The following is a 24,306-nucleotide window of genomic DNA, read 5'->3' on the forward strand; positions in this document are numbered from 1 at the left end:
GGTGGCCCGTCATCGGACGAATTCGGCGGCGCCGTTGGCGAGATCCAGCAGCGGCGCCGGGGCGACCCCGAGCACCAGGGTGGCCAGTACGCCGATGGCCAGCGCGGTCGTGGTCAGTCCGCCCGGCAGCGACACCGTCGGGGTGGACTCGCCCGGCTCGGAGAGCCACATCATCACCACGACCCGCAGGTACGGGAAGGCGAGGATCATGCTGGTCAGCACGCCCGCGATCACCAGCCAGGACTGCCCCGCGTCCAGCGCCGCCCCGAACACCGCGAACTTGCTGGTGAAGCCGGAGGTCAGCGGAATGCCGGCGAAGGCGAGCAGCAGGAAGGTGAACAGCCCGGCGAGGAGCGGCGAACGCCGGCCCAGCCCGGCCCACCGGGACAGGTGGGTCGCCTCGCCGTCCGCGTCCCGGACCAGGGTCACCACGCCGAACGCGGCGAGCACCGTGAAGCCGTACGCGACGAGGTAGAACATCGTGCTGGACAGGCCGTCCTTGGAGATCGCCAGCGCGCCGACCAGCAGGTAACCGGCGTTCGCCACCGAGGAGTACGCGAGCAGCCGCTTGATGTCGGTCTGGGTGACCGCGAGGATCGCCCCGACCAGCATCGTCAGCACCGCGATGCCACCGAGCACCGGCGTGAAGTCCCAGCTCGCGCCGGAGAACGCGACGTGCAGCACCCGGAGCAGACCGCCGAACGCGGCGACCTTGGTGCAGGCGGCCATGAAGCCGGTGATCGGGGTCGGCGCGCCCTGGTAGACGTCCGGGGTCCAGACGTGGAACGGCGCCGCCGCGATCTTGAACAGCAGGCCGATGGAGAGCAGCGCGAGGCCGGCGAAGAGCAGCACCTCGCTGGCGTCCGAGTCGGTGACCGCGGTCCGGATGGTGCCGAAGTCGACCCCGCCGCCGGAGGTGGTGCCGCCGGCCCCGACCGTGAAGCCGTAGACCAGCGCCATGCCGAACAGGAAGAACGCCGAGGCGTACGAGCCGAGCAGGAAGTACTTGAGTGCCGCCTCCTGGCTCAGCAACCGCCGACGCCGGGCCAGCGCGCAGAGCAGGTAGAGCGGCAGCGAGAAGACCTCCAGCGCGATGAACATCGTCAGCAGGTCGTTCGCGGCGACGAAGAGCAGCATGCCGGAGATGGCGAAAAGCGTCAGCGGGTACACCTCGGTCGCCCCGCCCTCGTCGGCGGCCTGCCGCTGGTCCTCGGGCGACCCGACGGTGACGGCGGCGTGCGCGACGAACTCGCCGCCGCGCTGCACCGACCGTTCGCCGATCAGCAGCAGGCCCATCCCGCCGAGCACCAGGATCGCGCCCTGGAGGAAGAGCGTCGGGCCGTCGATCGCGACCGCCGAGCCGGCGGTGACCAGCCGGTCGTGCGCGTTCAGCACCACCGCGACCAGCGCGCCGACCACGGCCAGCAGGCCGAGCACGAGCTGCGCCAGGTGCCGGCGTGCCCGGGGCAGGATCGCCTCGACCAGGATGCCGAGGCAGGAGGCCCCGAACAGCACCAGGATCGGCGCCAGAGCCGCGTAGTCGATTGGCGGCAGCTTGAGATCCATTATCGGACCTTCCTTACGTGCGCGACTGGCAGCCGGCTCACCGGTGTGCCTCCTGGACGGTGCCCACCGTCGGCGCCGGATCCTGCTTGCCGAGGTCCTGCTCCATGGTGGCCTGGACGGCGGGGTTGATGACGTCGGTGACCGGCTTCGGGTAGAAGCCGAGCAGCAGCAGCAACGCGATCAGCGGGGCGACCACGACCTTCTCCCGCACCGACATGTCCCGCCGCATCCCCTCGACCCCGGACAGCGCCGGGTTGAGCGTGCCCTGGGTGGTCCGCTGCACCATCCACAGCACGTACGCGGCGGCCAGGATGATCCCGGCGGTGGCGATGATCGCGACCGGCTTGTTGACCGTGTAGGTGCCGATCAGCACCAGGAACTCGGAGATGAACGGTGCCGTACCGGGCAGCGCCAGGGAGGCGAGACCGGCGAAGAACAGCACCCCGGCGAGTACCGGGACCAGCTTGCCGGCGCCGCCGAAGTCGGTGATCAGCGCGGAGCCGCGCCGGGCCACGAACATGCCGACGACCAGGAAGAGCAGGCCGGTGGCGAGACCGTGGTTGACCATGTAGAGCACCGCGCCGGTGCCGGCCTGGGTGGTGAAGGCGAAGATGCCGACGCCGATGAAGCCGAAGTGCGCGATCGAGGTGTAGGAGACCAGCCGCTTGAGGTCGTTCTGGCCGACAGCCAGCAGGGCGGCGTAGATGATGCCGATCAGCGCCAGGGCGATCGCGTACGGGGCGAACCACTTGGACGCCTCGGGGAAGAGCGGCAGGCAGTACCGCAGGATGCCGAAGGTGCCGACCTTGTCCATGACGCCGACCAGCAGTGCGGCGGAACCGGCCGGGGCGGCGCCACCGGCGTCCGGCAGCCAGGTGTGGAACGGGAAGAACGGCGCCTTGATCGCGAAGGCGAGGAAGAAGCCGAGGAACAGCCAGCGCTCGGTACCGGTCGAGATGTCGATCTGGGTCAGCGCCTGCCAGTCGAAGGTCTTGCCGCCGACCACCCAGAGCCCGATCACCGCGGCCAGCATGAAGAGGCCGCCGACCAGCGAGTAGAGGAAGAACTTCACCGCCGCGTACTGCCGCTGGTGGCCGCCGTAGCTGCCGATCAGGAAGTACATCGGCACCAGCATGACCTCGAAGAACACGTAGAACAGGAAGACGTCGGCGGCGGCGAAGACACCGATCATCGTGCACTCGAGGAAGAGCAGCAGCGCGAAGTAGACCGGTACGGACCGCTTGGACTTCTCCGCGTCGTGCCACGAGGCCAGGATCACCAGCGGGACCAGCAGGGCGATCAGCATCAGCATGACCAGCGCGATGCCGTCGGCGGCGAAGGTGAAGTTCACCCCCCAGCGCGGAATCCACGAGTACGACTCGCGGAGCTGGAGCCGGTCGCCGCCGGCCTCGAAGGCGATCCACATGAAGACGGAGAGCACCAGTACGAGAAGCGACCAGCCGAGCGCGATCCGCTTGGCCAGCTCACCCCGGCTGGCCGGCAGGAAGACCACCACCAGCGCGCCGACCAGCGGCGCGACGGTGAGCACCGAGAGGAAGGGGAAGTCGGACATTATTCGGCCTTACCTCCGTCGTCAGTGCCCGGCCGGTCGAGGTCGCCCGGCCGGTTCGGCGGGGCCGCTGGGTTGCGGTCGGTCACGCCAACCACCCCAGTTGGACCGCCAGGAACGCCGCCACCACCAGCACCGCGCCGGTGAGCATGGACATCGCGTACGACCGGACGAAGCCGGTCTGGAGCCGGCGCAGCCGGCCCGAGCCACCGCCGACCGCGGCGGCGAGCGCGTTGACCAGCCCGTCGATGCCCCGGTTGTCCAGGAAGACCAGTGCCCGGGTGAGGAAGATGCCCGGCTTCTCGAAGACGGTCTCGTTGAACGCGTCGGTGTAGAGGTTGCGCCGGGCCGCCCGGACCACCGGGCCGGCCGGCTGCTCCACCAGGGCGGTGCCGTTGCGGAACAGCATCCAGGCCAGGCCGGCGCCGAGCACCGTCAGCAGCAGCGAGAGCACGGTGATCACGGTGTGCGAGAGCACCGGCTCGTGGTGCTCGCCGTGCCCGAGTACCGGCGTCAGCCAGCTCGCGACCGGGGTCGCCATCAGCCCACCGGCGACCACCGAGCCGAGGCCGAGCAGGATCAGCGGCACGGTCATGATCGCCGGGGACTCGTGCGGGTGCTCGATGTCCTCGGTCCAGCGCTTCGGGCCGTGGAAGGTGAGCACGAAGAGCCGGGTCATGTAGAAGGCGGTCAGCCCGGCGCCGAGCAGCGCGGCGCCGCCGTAGAGCCAGGCGGTCCAGTCGTCGCGGGCGAACGCCTCGACGATGATCGGCTCCTTGGTGAAGAAGCCGGAGAACGGCCACATGCCGATGATCGCCAGCCAGCCGAGCCCGAAGGTGATCCAGGTGATCTTCATGTACTTCGCCAGCCCGCCGAACCGGCGGATGTCCACCTGGTCCTTCATGCCGTGCATGACCGAGCCGGCTCCGAGGAACATGTTGGCCTTGAAGAAGCCGTGCGCCAGCAGGTGGATGATGGCCAGCGCGTACGCGCCGCCGCCGAGCCCGACACCGAGGAACATGTAGCCGATCTGGCTCACCGTCGACCAGGCGAGTACCCGCTTGATGTCGTCCTTGGCGGCGCCGATGATGCAGCCCATCAGCAGGGTGAGCGCGCCGACGCTGACCACGACCGTCTGGAGCGTCGGGTCGAGCGAGAAGATCGGGTTGGACCGGGCGATCAGGTAGACGCCCGCGGTCACCATCGTGGCGGCGTGGATCAGCGCGGAGACCGGGGTCGGGCCCTCCATCGCGTCCGGCAACCACGCCTGGAGCGGGAACTGGCCGGACTTGCCGGCGGCGCCGAGCAGCAGCAGCAGGCCGATCGCCAGCACCGTACCGCCGGCGAGCTGGCTGGCGCCGTTGAAGACGTCGGCGAACTGGGTGCTGCCGAGGGTGGCGAACATGATGAAGATCGCGATGGCCAGGCCGGCGTCGCCGACCCGGTTCATCAGGAACGCCTTCTTGCCGGCGGTGGCCGCGCTCGGCCGGTCCTGCCAGAACGAGATCAGCAGGTACGACGCCAGGCCGACGCCCTCCCAGCCGACGTAGAGCATCACGTAGTTGTTGCCGAGTACCAGCAGCAGCATCGCCGCGACGAACAGGTTGAAGAACCCGAAGAACTTCCGCCTGCCGGCGTCGTGCGACATGTAGCCGACCGCGTACAGGTGGATCAGGAAGCCCACGCCGGTGATCAGCAGTACGAAGACCGCCGCCAGCGGGTCGTAGAGCAGCCCGAAGTCGACGTGCAGGTTCCCGATCGCGATGAAGTCCCAGAGGCTCAGTTCGACCGAGCGGTTCTCCAGCCCTCGCAGCGAGAAGAAGTAGGACAGGCCGAGCACGAAGATGGCGCCGACGCTCGCCACGCCGAGCCAGTGCCCCCACCGGTCGGCCCGACGGCCGAGCAGCAGGAGGATCGCCGCGCTGACCAGCGGGATTGCCACCAGCAGCCACACGCTGCCCAGCAACCCCGTGGCGTGGGCGTACTCCACAGAATGTTCCACTGGTGGGCCCCTCTTAGTACTTCAACAGGTTGGCGTCGTCGACGCTCGCCGAGCGTCGAGTCCGGAAGATCGTCATGATGATGGCCAGCCCGACCACGACCTCGGCGGCGGCCACCACCATGACGAAGAACGCCATGATCTGACCGTTCAGGTCGCCGTTGATCCGGCTGAACGTGACCAGCGCCAGGTTGGCGGCGTTGAGCATCAGCTCGATGCACATGAAAAGGACGATCGCGTTCCGCCGGATCAGCACCCCGACCGCGCCGACCGTGAAGAGCAGGCAGGCGAGGATGAGGTAGTGGTTCGGCGAGACCGAGAAGAAGTTCGACATGTTATTTCTCCGTCCCCTTCAGCGCCCTGTCCTCGTCGGTCAACTCGCGCTGCGGCAGGATCTGCGGCACGCTCCGCTCGGTCAGGCCGCCGTCCGGCAACCGGGCCGGAGTGGCGACCGAGGACGAGGTGGCGTACACCCCGGGGCCGGGCTTCGGTCCCGGGTAGTTGCCGGGGCGGAACCGGGCCTTCATCGTGGCGACCTGGTCCATCCGGTCCTGGCGACGCCGCTCGACGTGAGCCAGCACCATCGCACCGACCGCCGCGGTGATCAGCAGCGCCGAGGTGATCTCGAACGCGAAGACGTACTTGGTGAAGAGCAGCGCGGCGATCCCCTGCACGTTGCCGTTGGCGTTGGCCTGCTCCAGGCCGGCCGCGTCCGCCTGGCCGAGCGCCCGCCACATGCCGGTGGCGAGCAGTGCGCCGAAGCCGAGGCCGAGCACGATCGCCGCGATCCGCTGCCCGCGCAGCGTCTCGATCAGCGAGTCCGAGGCATCCCGGCCGACCAGCATCAGCACGAACAGGAAGAGCATCATGATCGCGCCGGTGTAGACGATGATCTGCACCATGCCGATGAACGGCCCGGACTGGAGCACGTAGAAGACGCCCAGGCAGAGCATGGTCAGCACCAGCCAGAGCGCGGAGTGCACCGCGTTGCGGGCCCACACCGTGCCGATCGCGCCGATCAGGGCCAGCGGGGCCAGGATCCAGAAGGTGATCTGCTCCCCGCCGGTCACCCCACCAGCAGCGGCAAGCACCGTCTGTGTCGTCACGGCCGTTCTCCCGTCGTACCGGAGCCGTCGACCGTGCCGGTCTCGGACCAGGGCGCCCGCTCCGCGCCGGCCGAGGTGCCCGGGTTGGTGAGCGCGCCGACGTAGTAGTCCTTCTCGGTCTCGCCGAGCCGCATCGGGTGCGGCGGCTGCTCCATCCCCGGCAGCAGCGGCGCCAGCAACTGCTCCTTGGTGAAGATCAGATCCTGCCGGCTGTCCCGGGCCAGCTCGTACTCGTTGCTCATGGTCAGCGAACGGGTCGGGCAGGCCTCGATGCAGAGCCCGCAGAAGATGCACCGGGCATAGTTGATCTGGTACGTGCTGGCGTACCGCTCACCCGGCGAGAAGCGCTGCTCGTCGGTGTTGTCGCCACCCTCGACGTAGATCGCGTCGGCCGGGCAGGCCCAGGCGCACAGCTCGCAGCCGATGCACTTTTCCAGCCCGTCCGGGTGCCGGTTGAGGATGTGCCGCCCGTGGTAACGCGGAGCGGAGACCGGCGGCTTGAACGGGTAGTCGGTGGTGACGACCTTCTTGAACATGTGCGAGAAGGTGACCCCGAAACCCTTGAAAGACCCGGTGATCGCGCCCACGTCACACCTCCTTCTCGTCGTGACCGGTGCCGGCGTCGCCCGGCTGTCCGGCGCCCACGTTTGCCGGTTCGCGCTCGGCGACCGCCCGTTTCATCCGGGGGCTCGGTGGCACCTGGAGATCCATCGGCGGCAGCGGGAAGCTGCCGGCCGGCCGCCGGTTCACCTTCTCCTGGAGGGTCCGCTGCGGCGGTCGCTTCTTGCTCGGCCAGAGCAGCGTCACCAGCAGGACGACCAGCACCGCACCCGCGATGATCGAGTACCGGGTGGAGTCGCCGAGGTCCTCCTTCTGGAGGGTGCGGATGCCGGCCAGGACCAGGATCCAGACCAGGTTGATCGGCAGCAGCACCTTCCAGCCCAGCCGCATGAACTGGTCGTAGCGGAGCCGGGGCAGCGTGCCGCGCAGCCAGATGAAGATGAAGACCAGGCCGATGACCTTGCCCATGAACCAGAGCAGCGGCCACCAGCCGGAGTTCGCGCCGTCCCAGAGCGTGATCGGCCAGGGTGCCCGCCAGCCGCCGAGGAAGAGCGTCGTGGTGACCGCCGACATCGTCACCATGGCGACGTACTCGGAGAGCATGAAGAGCGCGAACTTCAGCGAGCTGTACTCCGTCATGAAGCCGGCGACCAGCTCCGACTCCGCCTCGGGCAGGTCGAACGGCGCCCGGTTGGTCTCACCGACGGTGGAGATGAAGAAGATGATGAAGCTCGGCAGCAGCAGGATGGCGTACCAGCCCGGGGCGGGCAGGTCGAACAGGCCGAAGAAGTTGAGCCGGGTGCCGTCCGCCTGCGCGCTGACGATGCCGCTGGTCGACATCGTGCCGGCGGTCATGAAGACCGCGACGATGCTCAGACCCATCGCGACCTCGTACGAGATCATCTGGGCGCTCGACCGCAGACCGCCGAGGAGCGGGTACGTCGAGCCGGACGCCCAGCCGCCGAGCACGATGCCGTAGACGCCCATCGAGGAGCACGCCAGCAGCACGAGTACGGCCACCGAGACGTCGGTGACCTGGAGCGGGGTCCGCTCGCCGAAGATGCTCACCATCGGGCCGAACGGCACCACCGACAGGGCGGTGACGGCGCAGATCGTCGAGATGGTCGGCGCGAAGAAGTAGACAACCTTGTCCGCCGACTTCGGCAGGATGTCCTCCTTGAAGGCCATCTTGATGCCGTCGGCGAGGGTCTGGAGCAGACCGAACGGGCCGATCTGGTTCAGGCCGGGGCGCTGCGCCATCCGGGCCACCACCCGGCGCTCGAACCAGACGCCGAGCAGGGTGGCCAGGACCGCGAAGACGAACGCCCCCACGATCTTGATCAGGACCAGCCACCACGGATCCTTGCCGAAGTCCGCCAGCGTCGGATCCTGGGCCAGGTAGACCAACTTCATCGGGTACCTCCAGCGCTGTTCAGCAGCGGACCCGGCTGACCGGCCGCGTCGGCGGCGACCGGGGTGGCCGGGCCGGCGGTGAGCCGGACGACCGCGCCGGACGTGACGCCGAGGCTGCGCCGGACGCTCGCCCCGGGCGAGTTGGTCGGCAGCCAGACCACGTCGTCCGGCAGGTCGGTGATCGCCGCCGGCAGGGTCAGCGCGCCCCGGTCGGTGCCGACCGTCACCGCGTCGCCCTCGGCCACGCCGAGCGCCTCGGCGGCGGCCTTGCCGAGCCGGACCACCGGCGGCCGGGCCGTGCCGCCGAGCTGCGGGTCGCCCTCGGTCAGGGTGCCGGCGTCGACGAGCTGGTGCCAGGTGGCCAGGACCGCCTCGCCCGGGCCGGGCCGGACCGGCGCGGCCGGCTCGACCGCCGGGGCGGCGGTCCGGTTGGCCTTGGTCGCCGGCAGCGCGCCCAGCTCGCGGCGGATGTTGTTCACGTCGCCGGTGCCGAGCCGCACGTCGAGCTGGGCGGCGATCGCGTCCAGCACCCGGGCGTCGGTCATCGCGGTGGTGTTCAGCACCGCCTCGAAGGTGCGCAGCCGGCCCTCCCAGTCGAGGAAGCTGCCGGCCTTCTCCACCACCGGGGCGACCGGGAAGACCACGTCGGCGCGGCGGGTCACCGCGTTGTGCCGCAGCTCCAGGCTGACCACGAACGGCGCGGCGTCCAGCGCCTCCTCGGCCAGCCTCGGGTCGGCCAGGTCGGCCGGGTCGACCCCGGCCAGCACCAGCGCGCCGAGCCCACCGGAGGCGGCGGCGGCCAGGATGCCGTCGGTGTCCCGACCGGGCTGGCTCGGGATGACCCCGGCGGCCAGGTCCCAGGCGCCGGCCAGTTCGGCCCGGCCGGCCGCGTCGGTGACCGGACGTCCGCCGGGCAGCAGGTTCGGCAGGCAGCCCGCGTCCACCGCACCGCGGTCGCCCGCTCGCCGGGGCACCCAGGCCAGCTTGGCGCCGGTACGCTCGGCCAGCTCGGCGGCGGCGGAGAGGCCGCCCGGCACGGTGGCCAGCCGCTCGCCGACCAGCAGCACCGCGCCCGGCTGGCGCAGCGCGTCGGCGACCGAGGCGTGCCCGGCGAGCAGCTTGGCCTCGTCGCCGGGGGCGGCGGTCAGCACCGTCGCACCGATCTTGGCCAGTCCCCGGGTCACGAACGGGGCCAGCGCCAGCACCTTCAGCCCACGCTTGTTGTACGCCTTGCGCAGCCGCAGGAAGAGGATCGGGCACTCCTCCTCCGGCTCCAGCCCGGCGATCACCACGGCCGGCGCCCGCTCGACGTCGGCGTAGGTCACCTCGGTCGTCCCGGCCACGTTGCTGGCCAGGAACTGGGCCTCCTCGGCGGAGAGCGGCCGGGCCCGGAAGTCGATGTCGTTGCTGTGCAGCGCCACCCGGGCGAACTTGGCGTACGCGTACGCGTCCTCGACGGTGAGCCGGCCGCCGGTGAGTACCCCGACACCGGAGCCCGAGTCACGCGCCTCGCGCAGCCCGTCGGCGGCGACGGCGAACGCCTCGCTCCAGGACGCCTCGCGCAGCTCACCGGTCTTGGCGTCGCGGACCAGCGGGTTGGTGATCCGCTCGTTCGCGGTGGCGTACCGGAAGCCCCACCGGCCCTTGTCGCAGTTCCACTCCTCGTTCACCGCCGCGTCGTCGCCGGCCAGCCGGCGCATCACCTTGCCGCGCCGGTGGTCGGTGCGCTGGGCGCAGCCGGCCGAGCAGTGCTCGCAGACGCTCGGGGTGGAGACCAGGTCGAACGGGCGGGCCCGGAACCGGTACTGCGCGCCGGTCAGCGCGCCGACCGGGCAGATCTGCACCGTGTTCCCGGAGAAGTACGAGTTGAACGGGACGTCGCCCTCGTCGCCCTCCTCGCCGTAGTACTCGTCCCGGTAGACATTGATCTCCTCGGCGCTGGACCGGCCCATCAGGTCGATGAACTTGTCCCCGGCGATCTCCTCGGAGAACCGGGTGCAGCGCTGGCAGAGTACGCAGCGCTCGCGGTCCAGCAGGACCTGCGTGGAGATGTTGACCGGCTTCTCGTACTCCCGCTTGTGCTCGTGGAAGCGGGTCTCGGTACGACCGGTGGACATCGCCTGGTTCTGTAGCGGGCACTCGCCGCCCTTGTCGCACATCGGGCAGTCGAGCGGGTGGTTGACCAGGAGCAGCTCCATGATCCCCTCCTGCGCCTTCTTGGCGACCGGAGAGGTGAGCTGGGTGCGTACCACCATGCCGTCGGCGACGGTCTGGGTGCAGGAGGCGACCGGCTTGCGCTGCCCCTCCACGTCGACCAGGCACTGCCGGCAGGCGCCGGCCGGGGCGAGCAGCGGGTGGTCGCAGAACCGGGGGATCTCGATGCCGAGCTGTTCGGCGACCCGGATCAGCAGCGCACCCTTCGGCGCCGTCACCTCGATGCCGTCGATGGTGAGCGTGACGGTCTCGGTCTGCTTGGCAACGTCCGTCATTTAATGCGCTCCTACCAGGGTCTTCTCCGACAGCTTGGGAGCCGTCCGGCCCTCGATGTAGTCGAGGTAGTCCTGCTTGAAGTACTGCAACGAGGAGGTCACCGGGCTGGTCGCGCCGTCACCGAGGCCGCAGAACGAGCGGCCGAGGATGTTGTCGCAGGTGTCCAGCAGGGTTGCCAGGTCCTCGTGGGTGCCCTGCCCGGCCAGGATCCGCCGGTAGGTGCGGACCATCCAGTAGTTGCCCTCCCGGCACGGCGTGCACTTGCCGCACGACTCGTGGTGGTAGAACTCCAGCCACCGGTAGGTCGCGTAGACCGGGCAGTCCTGGTCGGAGAAGATCTGGGTCGCGGTGGTGCCGAGGATCGAACCGGCCGCCGCCACCCCCTCGAAGTCCAGCGGTACGTCCAGGTGCTCGGCGGTGAGCAGCGGCGTCGACGAGCCGCCCGGGGTCCAGAACCGCAGCTCGTGTCCGGGCTGCATGCCGCCGGCCAGCTCGATCAGCTCGCGCAGCGTGATGCCGAGACCGGCCTCGTACTGCCCCGGATTGTTGATCCGGCCGGAGAGGGAGTAGATCATCGGCCCGGAGGACTTCTCGGTGCCCATGCTCTTCCACCAGGCGGCCCCGCCCAGCACGATGTACGGCACGCTGGCGATGGTGCCGACGTTGTTGACCACGGTCGGGCAGGCGTACAGGCCGTGGGTCGCCGGGAACGGCGGGCGCAGCCGGGGCTGGCCCCGGAACCCCTCCAGCGAGTCCAGCAGCGCCGTCTCCTCGCCGCAGATGTACGCCCCGGCCCCGCTGTGCACCACCAGGTCCAGGTCGAAGCCGGTACCCAGGATGTTCTTCCCGAGATAGCCGGCCCGGTACGCCTCCTGCACGGCGCTGCGCAGTCGCCGGGCCGCGTGCACCGCCTCGCCCCGGATGTAGATGTAGGCGCGGTTGGCCCGGATCGCGTACGAGGCGATGATCACGCCCTCGACCAGCGAGTGCGGGTCGTGGGTCATCAGCGGCAGGTCCTTGCAGGTGCCCGGCTCGCCCTCGTCGGCGTTGACCACCAGGTAGTGCGGCTTGCCGTCGCCCTGCGGGATGAAGCCCCACTTGAGCCCGGTCGGGAAGCCGGCGCCGCCCCGGCCGCGCAGGCCGGAGTCCTTGACGAGCTGGATCAGGTCGTCCGGGTGCGCGGCGAGCGCCTTGCGCAGGGCCGCGTAGCCGTCCAGCCGCTCGTAGACGTCGAGCCGCCAGGCGTCCGGCGACAGCCAGCGCTTGGTGAGTACCGGGGTCAGCTTCTCCAGCGTCTCCCGCCGAGGCGTCGTGGTCACTTGTCTGACTCCTCTTCGCTCGCGACTGCGGGGCTCGCAAGCTCACTCCTCGCGCTCGCAGCCTCCTTGCTCTCCGCCGACTTCAGCGAGCGCTCCTGGGCGTCCGTACCCCCGTCACCGGCCGGCTTGGCGTCGCTGGCCGGCTGGTTGGCGGCGGCGCCGGCCGCCTCGGCGGCCTTCGCGTCGGCCGGTCCGGCCGGCGCCCCGTCGACCGGCGCCTTCGTCCCCGGCGCGTCCGGAGCCGGGGTCTTGGCGTCCGGGTTCCGAGTCTCGGCGGTGCGGATCTGTGGCGACTTGTCGTCCGGCGCCTTCACGTCCGGCGCGGTGCTGCCGGTGGCGGCGGCCGGTCGGGTCGTCGCCGGAGCCGGCTTGTCACCGGTCTGGCTGCCCTTGATCGGGGTGTTCGGGTCGTAGCCTGCCACCGAGATGCCGTGCTGCTGGGCCAGCTTCAGCCCGGCCAGCGTCGGGTCGCCGGCCAGCCCGTCGGCGACCGCCTCCTCGCGCGGGTCGGCGAAGCCGGCGAGTTGCAGCGACATCTCCTTGAGGGTGCAGAGCCGGGCGCCCCGGCTGGGCTGCGGACGACCGCCCGCGCGCAGCTCGTTGACGACCGCCACCGCGGAGTCCGGGTCGACCTGGTCGAAGAAGTCGTAGTTGACGGTCATCACCGGGCCGTAGTCGCAGGCCGCGAGGCACTCGGCGTGCTCCAGGGTGATCTTGCCGTCCGAGGTGGTCTCGTCGTGCCCGACCCCGAGGTGCTCGGTCAGGGTGTCGTAGACCTGCTGTCCGCCGAGCACGTTGCACATGGTGTTGGTGCAGACGCTGACCAGCCAGTCGCCGGTGGGCCGGCGCTTGTACATGGTGTAGAAGGTGGCGACCGCACCGACCTGGGCCTTGTTCAGCCCGAGCACGTCGGCGCAGAACTCGACACCGGCCGGGGAGACGTACCCCTCCTCGGACTGCACCAGGTGCAGCAGCGGGAGCAGCGCCGAGCGGGACCGGTCGGCCGGATAGCGGGCGACGATCTCCGCCGCCCGCTCGTCGAGCTTCGCGTGCAGGTCGGCGCTACGCGGGCCACCGCCGTTGCGCTGCGCCGGTACCTCGGCGGGGGCGACCAGGTCGTCGAGCCGGGACGCCGCGTTGCCGTACTGAGACTGAGTCACTAGCGATCACACCCACCCATCACCGGGTCCAGCGACGCGCCGCCCGCGATCACGTCCGCGATCAGGCCACCCTCGGCCATTGCCGGCAGCGCCTGGAGGTTGACGAAGCTGGGCTCGCGGTAGTGCACCCGGTACGGCCGGGTGCCCCCGTCGGAGACCGCGTGTACGCCCAGCTCGCCGCGGGGCGACTCGATTCCGACGTAGACCTGGCCCGGAGGCACCCGGAAGCCCTCGGTGACCAGCTTGAAGTGGTGGATCAGCGACTCCATCGACTGACCCATGATCTTGGCGACGTGCTCCAGCGAGTTGCCCATCCCGTCGACGCCGATGGCGAGCTGCGCGGGCCAGGCGATCTTCTTGTCGGCCACCATGATCGGGCCGGGGCGGAGCCGGTCCAGCGCCTGCTCGACGATCTTGAGCGACTCCCGCATCTCGGCCATCCGGACCAGGTAGCGGCCCCAGACGTCGCCGGTCTCGGTGGTCGGCACGTCGAACTCGTAGTTCTCGTAGCCGCAGTACGGCATCGTCTTGCGGATGTCCCAGGGCAGCCCCGCCGAGCGGAGCACCGGGCCGGTGACGCCGAGCGCCACGCAGCCGGTGACGTCGAGGACCGCCACGTCCTTGGTCCGCTCGGTCCAGATCGGCTGGCCGGAGAGGATGTCCTCGTATTCCTTGAGCTTCTTCGGCAGCAGCTTCAGGAAGTCGCGGATCTTGACAATCGCCTCGTCCGGGACGTCCTGGGCGACCCCGCCCGGCCGGACGTACGCCATGTTCATCCGCAGGCCGGTGACCAGCTCGAAGATCTCCAGCACGTACTCGCGCTCGCGGAAGCCGTAGAGCATCACGTTGACCGCGCCCAGCTCCATCGCCGTGGTGGCGATCCAGACCAGGTGCGAGGAGATCCGGTTCAGCTCCATCATCAGCACCCGGATCGTGGTGGCCCGCTCGGTCACCTCGTCGGTGATGCCGAGCAGCTTCTCCACGGCGAGGCTGTACGCCGTCTCGTTGAACAGCGGCGAGAGGTAGTCCATCCGGGTGACGAACGTGCTGCCCTGCACCCAGTTGCGGTATTCGAGGTTCTTCTCGATCCCGGTGTGCAGGTAGCCGACCACCGCCCGGGCCTCCCGGACGGTCTCGCCCTCCAACTCCAGGATCAGCCGGAGCACGCCGTGCGTCGACGGGTGCTGCGGACCCATGTTGACGATGATCCGCTCGTCGTTGATCGGGTCGTGCCCGCTGACGACCTGGTCCCAGTCGCCACCGGTGACGGTGAAGACCCGGCCCTCGGTGGTCTCCCGGGACTCCGCGTAGCTCGGGTTCGTCGACGTGCTCATTGGTACGACCTCCGCTGGTCGGGCGGTGGGATCTCGGCGCCCTTGTACTCGACCGGCACACCGCCGAGCGGGTAGTCCTTGCGCTGCGGGTGGCCCTCCCAGTCGTCCGGCATCAGGATCCGGGTCAGGCTGGGGTGGCCCTCGAAGTGGACGCCGAACATGTCGTACGCCTCCCGCTCCTGCCAGTCGGCCGTCGGGTAGACCGACGTGACGCTCGGCACCCGGGGCTCCTCGGCGGTCACCGCGACCTCCAGCCGCAACAGGCGGCGGTAGGTCATCGAGGTGAGCTGGTAGACGACGTGCAGCCGGCGCTTGTCGGTGCCGAGGTAGTCGACTCCGGAGACCGAGGAGCAGAGCTCGAAGCGGAGCGCCGGGTCGTCCCGGAGCACCTGGCAGACCTCGACGATCCGCTCGGCGCGGACGTGCAGGGTCAGCTCGCCCCGGTCGACCACGACCTTCTCGATCGCGTCGGCGAAGCCCGGGTACGCCTCCTCCAGCGCGTCGCGGACCTCGTCGAAGTAGCCGCCGTACGGCCGAGGGCTGTCCTCCACGCCGACCCGCTGCCGGACCAGTCCGCCGAAGCCGGAGGTGTCACCGCTGCCGGAGATGCCGAACATGCCGCGCCCGGCCGGGCTGGCCGGCGGGAACTCGGCCGGCGCCCCGCTGGTCGCCCCGACCGGCGGCCGAGCCACCGGCACGCCGCCGCCGTTCTGCTCACTGGTCTTGTTGGGCTCGCTCACCGGTCAGCCCTTCCCACCAGGTGGTTCTGCGCCTTCATCCAGTTCTCGATCCGGAGCTGCTCCTCGCGCCCCTCGGCGACCGCCCGGGTCCACTCGGCCCGCCGCGCCTTGTCGTTGTGGTACGACGAGGGCATCGAGCCGGGCGCCACCAGCGGGACGGCGCCGCGCGCCTGGCGGGCCTCCAGCATCTTGCGGCCGTTCGGGCCGAGCGGCTCGTGGCCGATCTTCTCGCGCAGCTTGAGGATCGCGTCGATCAGCATCTCCGGCCGGGGCGGGCAGCCGGGCAGGTACATGTCGACCGGTACGACGTGGTCGACGCCCTGCACGATCGCGTAGTTGTTGAACATGCCGCCGCTGCTGGCGCAGACGCCCATCGAGAGCACCCAACGGGGCTCGGCCATCTGGTCGTAGATCTGGCGCAGCACCGGGGCCATCTTCTGGCTCACCCGGCCGGCCACGATCATCAGGTCGGCCTGTCGTGGCGAGGCGCGGAACACCTCCATGCCCCACCGGCCGAGGTCGTAGTGGGAGCCGCCGGCCGCCATCATCTCGATCGCGCAGCAGGCCAGGCCGAAGGTCGCGCCCCAGAACGACGACTTCCGGGACCAGTTGACCAGCTTCTCGACCGAGGTGAGCAGGATCCCGGACGGGAGCTTCTCCTCGATACCCATGGAACGACCTCCCTCAGTCCCAGTCCAGGCCGCCGCGCCGCCAGACGTAGGCGTACGCGACGAAGACCGCGACGATGAACAGCACCATCTCCACGAAGCCGAACAGCCCGAGCATGTCGAAGTTGACCGCCCAGGGGTACAGGAAGATGATCTCGATGTCGAAGACGATGAAGAGCATCGCCGTCAGGTAGAACTTGATCGGGAACCGACCGCCGCCGACCGGCTCCGGGCTCGGTTCGATGCCGCACTCGTACGCCTCGAGCTTGGCTTTGTTGTAGCGCCGGGGGCCGGCGAAGCGCGCCGCGGCGACGGAGAACAGCGCGAACCCCGCGGCGAGGGCCAACAGCCCGATGATGGGTACGTACGGCGAGAGCGACATCGTTTTCCCCTGCTCGTCCTTCCCGGCCCTCGGTCAATTTCCAAATTCACACTATTCACAGTCCGCCGGGCGACGCTGCCCGGGGTGCCACTGGCGCCCGCGCCCGGGGCCCGGCGACGGTCTACACGGCCGGAGCCACCTTCGTCATCGCGTTGATGACCCGGTCCATCGCGTCCCCGCCGCGCGGATCGGTCAGGTTCGCCAGCAGCTTCAGCACGAACCGCATCAGGGTCGGATGCGGCATGCCGTGCTTGGTGGCGATCCGCATCACGTGCGGATTGCCGATCATCTTGACGAAGGTGTTGCCGAGCCGGTAGTAGCCGCCGTACCGGGCCTTCAGCTCGGCGGGGTAGCCGGCCAGCGCACGTTCCCGCTCGGCACCCGCCGGGCGGGCCAGCGCCTGCACCATGATCTCGGCGGCGAGTTCGCCGGACTCCATCGCGTACGCGATGCCCTCGCCGTTGAACGGGTTGACCATGCCGCCGGAGTCGCCGACCAGCAGCACGCCCCGGGTGTAGTGCGGTACCCGGTTGAAGCCCATCGGCAGGGCGGCGCCCAGGATCGGGCCGTCCGCGTTGGTCTCGTCGGTCATTCCCCACTCGACCGGCGTGTTGGCCAGCCAGTCGACCAGCAGCCGGCGGTAGTTGGTCTTGCCGAACGCCGCCGAGGAGTTCAGCGCGCCCAGCCCGACGTTGACCCGGCCGTCGCCCATGCCGAAGATCCAGCCGTACCCGGGCAGCAGTTTGTCCGGGTTCTCCTTGGAGCGCAGTTCCAGCCACGACTCCAGGTAGTTGTCGTCGTGCTTGGCGGGCGAGCGGTAGTAGCGGCGGACCGCGACGCCGATCGGCCGGTCCTCCCGCTTGTTCAGGCCGAGCGCCAGCGGCAGCCGGCCGGACACGCCGTCGGCGGCCACCACCAGCGGAGCGTGGAAGGTCGCCGGGGCCTTGTCCGGGCCGCTCTCGGCGGTGACTCCGATCACCCGGCCGGTCTGGTCCAGCACCGGGCCGGTCACGTTCATCCCGGTACGCAGCTCCGCGCCGGCCTCGACGGCCCGCTTGGCCAGCAGGTCGTCGAAGTCGAGCCGGGTACGGACCAGTCCGTAGTTGGGGAAGCTGGTCAGCTCGGGCCAGTCGAGTTCGAGGCGTACGCCGCCGCCGATCACCCGCAGTCCCCGGTTGCGCAGCCAGCCGGCCTCGGGCGAGGTGTCCACGCCGAGCTTGACGAGCTGCTTGACGGCGCGCGGGGTGAGCCCGTCGCCGCAGACCTTCTCCCGGGGGAACTCGGTCTTCTCCAGCAGCAGCACGCGTACGCCGTGTCGAGCCAGGTGATAGGCGGTGGTCGATCCACCTGGACCGGCGCCAACGACGATGACGTCCGCGTCGTTGTCGATCGTGGTCATCCGCGCCTCCCCTCCCGGTCGCTCGTGAAATGCTTCACAAGCCTCGTCAGGGGAGGAGTCTAAGACCGCGAAGTGGCCGGCAACCGGTTAGGCGACCCTAAGTTGCCGAGGTAGGCGTGTTGGCTACCTTCCGGGGCCCGTTCCGCGCTCCACGGCACACCGTCGCCCCGGCCGGCCAAGCCGCAGCACGGCTACCGTGTCCCACCTGCGCACCCCGCTCCAGGTGTCCGCTCGGGTCAGGTGTGGTCCTCTCCGTCGCGCTGTGCCGGCCGGCGTTCGATCGGTCCCGGCGTGATCGGCCCGGGTTCGGCCGGATGTGGATCTGCCGGCCGTGGCCCCACCGGGTGCGGGTCGGTGGGATGCGGCTCGGCCGGGTGCGGTTCCTCCGGTCCCGGCGCCCGTGGGTGCGGGTCGGCCGGGCCGGGCCGGCCGGGTTGCGGTTGCCCGGGCTGGGGCTGCGCCGGATGCGGCTCCGGCGGGTTCGGGTTGACCGGGTGGGGCTCGATCGGCTCGATCGGATAGCCGCCGGCCGCCGCGCCGCCGCCCAGCGAGCCGCCGCCGTTCTCCGACGTGCCGCCGTTGTCCGCCGCGCCCTGCATCGGCTGGCCGCCGTTCTCCGGAGGCCCGGCCAGCGGGTAGCTGCCGGGCGGCAACGGGTCGTCGTCCGGCGCCCGCTCGTGCTCGTACGGCAGTTGCTCACGCAGCGTGCCGCCGCTGACCCGGTCGAGTGCGGCCAGCACGTCGGCGACCACGGTCCGGATCGCGACCGGATCGGGGCCGGCCAGTTCCCGGATCTGGGCGATCAGCTCGGCGGCCTCGGCCTCCGGGTCGACGGCGTCGCCCGCCGGCCCGACGGGCTCGTCCACCGCATCGGCAGACGCGTCCACACCCGGCGGACCCGCGACCGCCGGCGTCTCCTCGGCCGGCTGCTCTTCGCCGTCGACCTGCCGGTCTGCCCCCGCCATGGGCGCAGCCTACGGGCTCAAAAGCCCCTTTGAGGATCAAAACCCACTAATGTCGCAGCAATCAGGAAGATCAGGAGCGTACTGCGCGGTGCAGCGCGACGATCCCGCCGGTGAGGTTCCGCCAGCCGACCCGGTGCCAGCCGGACCGGCCGATCTGCCCGGCCAGCCCTTCCTGGTCCGGCCAGGCCCGGATCGACTCGGCCAGATAGACGTACGCGTCCGGGTTGCTTGCCACCGCCCGGGCCACCGTCGGCAGCGAGCGCATCAGGTAGGAGAGGTAGACCGTCCGGAAGATTGGGCTGGTCGGGGTGCTGAACTCGCAGACCACCAGCCGGCCGCCGGGCCGGGTGACCCGGGCCATCTCCCGGAGCGCCGCCTCGGTGTCGACCACGTTGCGCAGCGCCAGCGAGATGGTGACCGCGTCGAAGCTCTCGTCCGGGAACGGCAGTCGCAGCGCGTCACCGGCCAGCAGCGGCACCTGGGGACGGGTACGCCGGCCGGCCTGGAGCATCCCGATGGAGAGGTCCAGCCCCACCGCGTACGCCCCGGAGGTGGCCAGTTCGGCGGTGGAGACGCCGGTACCGGCGCCGACGTCGAGCACCCGGTCACCGGGGCGGAGTTCGAGGGCGGACAGGGTGGCCCGGCGCCACCGCCGGTCCTGCCCGAACGAGATCACGGTGTTGGTCAGGTCATACCTGGAGGCCACCTGGTCGAACATCGCCGCGACCTCGTGCGGCTGCTTGTCCAGGCTGGCCCGGCGTCCGGACGGGGTACGGGTCACGCCGGACAAGTCTGCCAGCCACCCGCCCGGCCCGGCGGCCTGGGGGCCGGGCCCGGACACACCACGGGCGAGGTGGTTGCCCACCCCGCCCGCGATGCTGTGCGTTATGTGAACGGCCCTCATGGACCGATAGAGGACGACCCCCGGTGCGCCGCGTCCCGGCCGGTGGGCCGGTCCGTCCACGACGGTCAGCGGGTACGTGCCGGCACGTTATCGGTTCGAGCCGCCCGGTAGCGCTCCCCTTGATCCAACTGTTATGACCGGTGGAGCCTGGCCGGCATGCACGAATGTCCTGGTCAGAGGCCATTTATCCGGCACACTCGACGCTTTGCCGGCGGATCGGAGCCAAGGACCGACCCGTCGCCCAGCCGCCGGTGACCGAACGGACGAGGGTAGTCCGACGGACCCGGGACGGCTCAGCGGGCCTCGACGAGCGGGAGACTCCGGCCCGCGCCGCCGCCGGGCAGCGCGATCGAGGAGAAGTGCGACACCACCCGGTCGTCGGTCGGGTCGTCGGCCGGGGTGTGGTGCACCGCGAGGTGCCGGTAGAGGGTGTCCCGCTGGGCCGGAATCCGGCCGGCGGAGCGGATCATCCAGATCAGCTCGTGCAGGTTGGACCGGTGCCGGGCGCCGGCCGAGGAGATGACGTTCTCCTCCAGCATGATCGAGCCGAGGTCGTCCACCCCCATGTGCAGGGCGAGCTGGCCGGCGTCCTTGCCGGTGGTCAGCCAGGACGCCTGGAGGTGCGGCACGGTGTCGAAGAACAGCCGGGCGACCGCGACCAGCCGCAGGTACTCCAGGGTGGTCGCCTGGGTACGGCCCTTCAGGTGGTTGTTCTCCGGCTGGTACGTCCACGGGATGAAGGACCGGAAACCCTGGGTACGGTCCTGCACGTCCCGGATCATCCGCATGTGCTCGATCCGCTCGGCGTTGGTCTCCCCGGTGCCCATCATCATGGTCGCGGTGGACTCGACGCCCTGCCGGTGTGCGAGTTCCATCACCTCCAACCAGCGCTCGCCGGACTCCTTCAGCGGGGCGATCGCCTTGCGGGGCCGCTCGGGCAGCATCTCGGCACCGGCACCGGCGATCGAGTCCAGTCCGGCCGCCTTGATCCGGCTGATCGCCTCGTCCAGGCTGACCTTGGAGACCTTGGCCATGTGCAGGATCTCACTCGGCCCGATGGAGTGGATGGCGAGCTGCGGGTACGCCTGCTTGACCGAGGAGAAAAGCTCTTCGTAGTACTCGACGCCGTAGTCCGGGTGGTGGCCGCCCTGGAGCATCACCTGGGTCGCGCCCAGCTCGACCGCCTCGGCGCAACGGCGCAGGATCTCCTCGGTCGGGTGCGTCCAGCCATCCTTGTGCTTCGGCGCCCGGAAGAAGGCGCAGAACTTGCACGCGGTGACGCAGACGTTGGTGTAGTTGATGTTGCGGTCGATCAGGTACGTGACGATGTTGTCCGGGTACCGCCGCCGCCGGACCGCGTCGGCCGCCTCACCCAGCGGGTGCAGCGGCGCGTCGGTGTAGAGCAGCAGCGCCTCCTCGGGCGTGATCCGCCCGCCGTCCGCGCCACGTTGCAGGATGCTGTCGATTTCCCGGCTCGCCGTCACATCCCCGAGGGTACGCCGCCCCGCCTGCCCGCCCTACGCACGCTCGGTGTTGCCCTGCCCCGGTCCAAGATCGCGCTACTTCGGGGAAGTAGTGGCCCGCGCCGAAGACGGAGGCCACTACTTCCCGGATCGTGCGCGATCATGCCCGGACCGTGCGCGATTGTGGAACCCGACCGACGCTCAGGTGGTGCAGCTTCCGTTGTCCGGGTTGACGCACTTGGCCCGGCTCCACAGCGTCGCGAAGTTGTTGTTGAAGTCGTTCCAGACAGTCGGGTGCTCGATCTTGACCAGGGTCTCGTCGTGGTCGGTGAGTGCCGGGTCGGTGACGTTGTGCGAGCCGGTGAAGACGACGCTGCGCCCGGTCACCCCGGCGAAGGTGCCCTTGATGACGATGTTCTTCGAGTGCACGGTGACCACCCGGCCGTCGACGTTGCTGGCCTCGCCGTCGTGGTACTTCTTCAGCGAGACGTTCGGCTGCCCGTTCAGGGTGGCGTACGCGGTGCTGCCCATCGTGCCGTAGACGACCCGTACCCGGCAGCCCATCCGGCCGATCCGGCGGAGCTGGCTGGCCACCTCCGGACGGGCGTCGGTGAACTGGGCGTGCGCCACGTCCACCGCACAGCCGCTCTCGTACGCGCTCACCTCGGCCAGCCGGTTCGCCAGGGTGTCGCTGTCGGCCCGGGGCGAGTGGTAGACGGTGACGGCGGTGGTCGGCGACTTGTAGTAGCCGTTGGCGGCGTTGAAGTAGTCGTTGTTCTTCCGCTGCGCCCGCATGTCGTTGAAGTACGCGGTGAAGTGGTCGTACAGCTCGTAGTCCTCGTGCACGATCAGCGCGCTGTTGAACAGGTTGTTCTGGCTGAAGGTCAGGTTCTGCGAGCTGACGAAGACCACCCGCTTCATCGTGCCGCTGGTGGAGAAGGTGAAGACCTTGTTGTGGTTGATCGAGTTGCTCTTGTTGCCGATGCAGGCCGTCGAGCCGGCGACGGTCGACGAGGTCTTGCCGCAGATCACCAGGTCGTCGAGGTTGGCCGAGTTGAGCACCGCCATCGCGGCGTTGTCGGCGCCGGTGTTCACCCCACCACCGGTCTCGTCCAGCACGATCCGGACGATCACGCCCCGGGCCGCCGCCCGCTTCAGCGCTTCGGCCACCACCGGGGAACTCCAGCTGTACATCATGCCCCGGATGTAGCCGCCGGCCGGAGCGCCGTCGGCCAGCCGGACCAGCTCGTCCTCGATGGTCCGGTCCCGGGTACCGTCCTCGGCCGGGACGTTGAACCGGGTGTACGCCGGGAACGGGTCGGCCGCCGCAGCCATGTCCGGTGCGGGCAGGGCGGCGGCCGTCGCGGGTGGGGCGGTCAGGACCGCCGCCAGCAATCCGAGCACGGCGCAGGACGCCAGTGCGACGTTGACGGGGGTACGGCGCAGGCCCAGACTTCTCATATCTCGTTACTAGTATGAATGTTTCAATTCCACAACTGCCTGTGTAGGAATTCTTCAACCAACGCCTGCCTCGGTGAACGGGGCCGCAGCTCATGAACCCAGTTCGGAGGTAACGGTGCAGGTCGTCTTTCAGGTGTCTCCGGACCGTGGTCGTTGGGTACGGGCAACCCGCCGGGCGATGCGGCCGTACGTGACGATCATCTGCGTCGGCTGCCTGATCATCGTGCTCAGCGGCGTCACCCTGACAGCGCTCGATCCGGCCAACCGGCAGGGCGTGCTGTTCATCGCGCTCGGCCTCGCCCTGCTGGTGCTGGGACCGGGCCTGCCCTGGCTGGCTGTCCGGATGCAGGGTTGGCTGCTCGACTCACCCACGACCGTCACGGTCACTCCGGAGAAGCTTTCCAGCCGGTCCGCGAGCGTGTCGTCCGAGGTCGCCTGGTCGACCGTCCGACGCGTGCAGGAGACCTCCGACATGTGGCTCGTCCGTCTCGGGCGTACCCACCTGCTGGTGCTGCCGAAGGACGGCACGGACGAGGCGGGCCGCCGGGAGTTCCAGCGATTCCTAATGGAACGGGGACTCTCCCGGTAGCCCGGAGTTATCCGGTGGCCCGTGTACGGCCACCGCGACTACGTTGCGGCGATGCCCGTACGCCCACATCCCGAAGACCCCGCCGGCTCGCTGCTGCACGCCGACGACGGCACCCCGCTCGCCCGGATGCGGCTGCACGACGACGATGGCCAACGCGTCGCCGCCGACGTACGGCCGCTGCCCGGGGTGGCCCTGACCACCGTCGCCGCCCAGGCCCGGCACGATCTCGCCGGGCTGCGCCTGGAGACGCCGCACGACGGGCTGGCCGAGGCCCTGGTGGCGGGCGGGCTCGAACTACGGCGCGCCGCCACCGACATGCGACACGACCTGACCGAACTGCCGGCGCCGCCCGCGCTGCCCACCGGATGGACGCTGGCCGCGCCGGGCTGGGACGACGACCTGGCGCAGGCGTGCGACGCGGCGTACGGCCCGGATCATCCGGACGGGCGGTGGGCAGCCGACGACACCCGGCAGATCCGGGCGATGTTCGACACCGACGACCCCGTACCGCCACTGCGGACCGCCTCGGCACGGGTGGTCGGCCCGGACGGGCGCAGCGCCGGCCACGTCCTGTGCGCCGGCCCGGTGCCGTGGACCGAGGACGTCTGCGGCTGGATCCTCAACATCGCGGTGGCGCCGCACGCCCAGGGCAACGGGCTCGGGCGCGCCCTGCTGGTGCACGCGCTGCACGGCACCCGCAAGGCCGGGTTGCCAACCCTCGGACTGTCGGTGGTGGACCGCAACCCGGCCCGCCGACTGTACGACGACACCGGTTTCCGGACGCACCGCCGGGTGCTCTCGGTGCTGCTGCCCGGATCTCCTGAGCACACCGGGACGGACTGAGGCGATCGGACTCCCGTCAGGTGTCGGAGGCGCGCGTAGGATCCCGAGCATGACGGACTCCGGGGGCAGCAGGCGGGCTCACGCTCAGTTGTACATGTAGAGGTAGTAGTACCCCTGCGGCTCGCCGCTGCGCCACTCGTACCAGCAGTTGTAGTAACGCCACGCGCCACCCGCGACGAGGCTGTCGCCGAAGTAGCGGCAGGCTTCGAGGGTGTAGTAGCTACCGAAGGGGTACGGGGAGGGGTTGCTGGCCACGGCCCGACCCTCGGCGGGCACCGCCGCCTGGGCCGGCGCACCGACCCCGACCAGCAACGCCGCCCCGACGAAGGCGAGCGCCACGGCAGTCCGAACTCGACGCATAGGTTCTCCTCGTG

At 70.1% G+C, this 24,306-nt stretch carries 22 protein-coding genes; 2 read left to right on the plus strand and 20 right to left on the minus strand.

Annotated features, from left to right (window positions below):
• Positions 1-9: 9 nt before the first annotated feature.
• From nuoN to Pen02_RS29435, 19 genes are all read right to left on the minus strand, one after another.
• A complete protein-coding gene (gene nuoN, locus Pen02_RS29345; protein WP_203869463.1) occupies positions 10-1,569 on the minus strand; it encodes an NADH-quinone oxidoreductase subunit NuoN in 1,560 nt (519 codons plus the stop codon).
• A 34-nt stretch (positions 1,570-1,603) separates the two neighbouring features.
• Positions 1,604-3,139, minus strand: coding sequence for an NADH-quinone oxidoreductase subunit M (locus Pen02_RS29350; protein WP_203869375.1), 1,536 nt, complete (start codon positions 3,137-3,139; stop codon positions 1,604-1,606).
• 82 nt (positions 3,140-3,221) lie between these two features.
• Complete coding sequence (gene nuoL / locus Pen02_RS29355) at positions 3,222-5,138, minus strand: NADH-quinone oxidoreductase subunit L (RefSeq protein ID WP_203869376.1); 1,917 nt, start codon at positions 5,136-5,138, stop codon at positions 3,222-3,224.
• Between the two features lie 13 nt (positions 5,139-5,151).
• Positions 5,152-5,469, minus strand: coding sequence for an NADH-quinone oxidoreductase subunit NuoK (gene nuoK, locus Pen02_RS29360; protein ID WP_203869377.1), 318 nt, complete (start codon positions 5,467-5,469; stop codon positions 5,152-5,154).
• 1 nt (position 5,470) lies between these two features.
• Positions 5,471-6,241 (minus strand): NADH-quinone oxidoreductase subunit J, encoded by a 771-nt coding sequence (locus Pen02_RS29365; protein WP_203869378.1) that lies wholly within the window; start codon positions 6,239-6,241, stop codon positions 5,471-5,473.
• Positions 6,238-6,828, minus strand: a complete 591-nt coding sequence (gene nuoI, locus Pen02_RS29370) for an NADH-quinone oxidoreductase subunit NuoI (protein WP_203869379.1) — start codon at positions 6,826-6,828, stop codon at positions 6,238-6,240. The genes Pen02_RS29365 and nuoI overlap by 4 nt, the downstream gene beginning before the upstream one ends.
• Before the next feature lies 1 nt (position 6,829).
• Positions 6,830-8,209 (minus strand): NADH-quinone oxidoreductase subunit NuoH, encoded by a 1,380-nt coding sequence (gene nuoH, locus Pen02_RS29375; RefSeq protein ID WP_203869464.1) that lies wholly within the window; start codon positions 8,207-8,209, stop codon positions 6,830-6,832.
• 2 nt (positions 8,210-8,211) lie between these two features.
• A complete protein-coding gene (locus tag Pen02_RS29380; protein ID WP_203869380.1) occupies positions 8,212-10,704 on the minus strand; it encodes an NADH-quinone oxidoreductase subunit G in 2,493 nt (830 codons plus the stop codon).
• On the minus strand, positions 10,705-12,024 hold the full coding sequence (gene nuoF, locus Pen02_RS29385) for an NADH-quinone oxidoreductase subunit NuoF (RefSeq protein ID WP_203869381.1): 1,320 nt from the start codon (positions 12,022-12,024) through the stop codon (positions 10,705-10,707).
• The gene (gene nuoE, locus Pen02_RS29390; protein WP_203869465.1) at positions 12,021-13,079 is read right to left on the minus strand and encodes an NADH-quinone oxidoreductase subunit NuoE; all 1,059 of its coding nucleotides are present in this window, start codon (positions 13,077-13,079) and stop codon (positions 12,021-12,023) included. The genes nuoF and nuoE overlap by 4 nt, the downstream gene beginning before the upstream one ends.
• A gap of 104 nt (positions 13,080-13,183) precedes the next feature.
• Complete coding sequence (locus Pen02_RS29395) at positions 13,184-14,518, minus strand: NADH-quinone oxidoreductase subunit D (protein WP_203869382.1); 1,335 nt, start codon at positions 14,516-14,518, stop codon at positions 13,184-13,186.
• Entirely contained in the window at positions 14,515-15,258 is a 744-nt protein-coding gene (locus tag Pen02_RS29400; RefSeq protein WP_203869383.1) for an NADH-quinone oxidoreductase subunit C, read from the minus strand. The genes Pen02_RS29395 and Pen02_RS29400 overlap by 4 nt, the downstream gene beginning before the upstream one ends.
• Complete coding sequence (locus Pen02_RS29405; protein WP_203869384.1) at positions 15,255-15,929, minus strand: NuoB/complex I 20 kDa subunit family protein; 675 nt, start codon at positions 15,927-15,929, stop codon at positions 15,255-15,257. Before Pen02_RS29405 ends, Pen02_RS29400 begins: the two co-directional genes overlap by 4 nt.
• Before the next feature lie 13 nt (positions 15,930-15,942).
• Positions 15,943-16,308 carry an NADH-quinone oxidoreductase subunit A gene (locus Pen02_RS29410; protein ID WP_203869385.1) on the minus strand — a complete coding sequence of 122 codons (366 nt, stop codon included), beginning with the start codon at positions 16,306-16,308 and terminating at the stop codon, positions 15,943-15,945.
• Positions 16,309-16,429: 121 nt separating this feature from the next.
• Positions 16,430-17,707: a geranylgeranyl reductase family protein gene (locus Pen02_RS29415; RefSeq protein ID WP_203869386.1), complete on the minus strand. Its 1,278-nt coding sequence runs from the start codon at positions 17,705-17,707 to the stop codon at positions 16,430-16,432.
• 236 nt (positions 17,708-17,943) lie between these two features.
• On the minus strand, positions 17,944-18,672 hold the full coding sequence (locus Pen02_RS42075) for a hypothetical protein (RefSeq protein WP_239141502.1): 729 nt from the start codon (positions 18,670-18,672) through the stop codon (positions 17,944-17,946).
• Between the two features lie 70 nt (positions 18,673-18,742).
• Complete coding sequence (locus Pen02_RS29425; RefSeq protein WP_275413621.1) at positions 18,743-19,453, minus strand: demethylmenaquinone methyltransferase; 711 nt, start codon at positions 19,451-19,453, stop codon at positions 18,743-18,745.
• Positions 19,454-19,869: 416 nt separating this feature from the next.
• Positions 19,870-21,060 (minus strand): cyclic dehypoxanthinyl futalosine synthase, encoded by a 1,191-nt coding sequence (mqnC, locus tag Pen02_RS29430; RefSeq protein WP_203869388.1) that lies wholly within the window; start codon positions 21,058-21,060, stop codon positions 19,870-19,872.
• 180 nt (positions 21,061-21,240) lie between these two features.
• Positions 21,241-22,500 (minus strand): phospholipase D-like domain-containing protein, encoded by a 1,260-nt coding sequence (locus Pen02_RS29435; RefSeq protein ID WP_203869389.1) that lies wholly within the window; start codon positions 22,498-22,500, stop codon positions 21,241-21,243.
• Positions 22,501-22,615: 115 nt separating this feature from the next.
• On the opposite strand from Pen02_RS29435, the gene Pen02_RS29440 reads away from it, so the two are divergent.
• On the plus strand, positions 22,616-23,089 hold the full coding sequence (locus Pen02_RS29440; protein WP_203869390.1) for a YcxB family protein: 474 nt from the start codon (positions 22,616-22,618) through the stop codon (positions 23,087-23,089).
• A 51-nt stretch (positions 23,090-23,140) separates the two neighbouring features.
• Complete coding sequence (locus tag Pen02_RS29445; RefSeq protein WP_203869391.1) at positions 23,141-23,932, plus strand: GNAT family N-acetyltransferase; 792 nt, start codon at positions 23,141-23,143, stop codon at positions 23,930-23,932.
• Positions 23,933-24,016: 84 nt separating this feature from the next.
• On the opposite strand, the gene Pen02_RS29450 is transcribed toward Pen02_RS29445, so the two are convergent.
• The gene (locus Pen02_RS29450) at positions 24,017-24,292 is read right to left on the minus strand and encodes a hypothetical protein (RefSeq protein WP_203869392.1); all 276 of its coding nucleotides are present in this window, start codon (positions 24,290-24,292) and stop codon (positions 24,017-24,019) included.
• Between the last annotated feature and the right edge of the window lie 14 nt (positions 24,293-24,306).

The organism is Plantactinospora endophytica (genome assembly GCF_016862915.1).
GTDB classification, from domain to species: Bacteria; Actinomycetota; Actinomycetes; order Mycobacteriales; family Micromonosporaceae; genus Plantactinospora; species Plantactinospora endophytica.

What these genes read in the sequence shown, in the direction of transcription:
- Pen02_RS29350 (WP_203869375.1), bottom strand. Translation starts at nt 3,139, where the DNA reads ATGTCCGACTTCCCCTTCCTCTCGGTGCTCACCGTCGCGCCGCTGGTC.
- nuoK (WP_203869377.1), bottom strand. Translation starts at nt 5,469, where the DNA reads ATGTCGAACTTCTTCTCGGTCTCGCCGAACCACTACCTCATCCTCGCC.
- Pen02_RS29380 (WP_203869380.1), bottom strand. Translation starts at nt 10,704, where the DNA reads ATGACGGACGTTGCCAAGCAGACCGAGACCGTCACGCTCACCATCGAC.
- Pen02_RS29395 (WP_203869382.1), bottom strand. Translation starts at nt 14,518, where the DNA reads ATGAGCACGTCGACGAACCCGAGCTACGCGGAGTCCCGGGAGACCACC.
- Pen02_RS29405 (WP_203869384.1), bottom strand. Translation starts at nt 15,929, where the DNA reads ATGGGTATCGAGGAGAAGCTCCCGTCCGGGATCCTGCTCACCTCGGTC.
- Pen02_RS29410 (WP_203869385.1), bottom strand. Translation starts at nt 16,308, where the DNA reads ATGTCGCTCTCGCCGTACGTACCCATCATCGGGCTGTTGGCCCTCGCC.
- Pen02_RS29415 (WP_203869386.1), bottom strand. Translation starts at nt 17,707, where the DNA reads ATGACCACGATCGACAACGACGCGGACGTCATCGTCGTTGGCGCCGGT.
- Pen02_RS42075 (WP_239141502.1), bottom strand. Translation starts at nt 18,672, where the DNA reads ATGGCGGGGGCAGACCGGCAGGTCGACGGCGAAGAGCAGCCGGCCGAG.
- Pen02_RS29435 (WP_203869389.1), bottom strand. Translation starts at nt 22,500, where the DNA reads ATGAGAAGTCTGGGCCTGCGCCGTACCCCCGTCAACGTCGCACTGGCG.
- Pen02_RS29445 (WP_203869391.1), top strand. Translation starts at nt 23,141, where the DNA reads ATGCCCGTACGCCCACATCCCGAAGACCCCGCCGGCTCGCTGCTGCAC.
- Pen02_RS29450 (WP_203869392.1), bottom strand. Translation starts at nt 24,292, where the DNA reads ATGCGTCGAGTTCGGACTGCCGTGGCGCTCGCCTTCGTCGGGGCGGCG.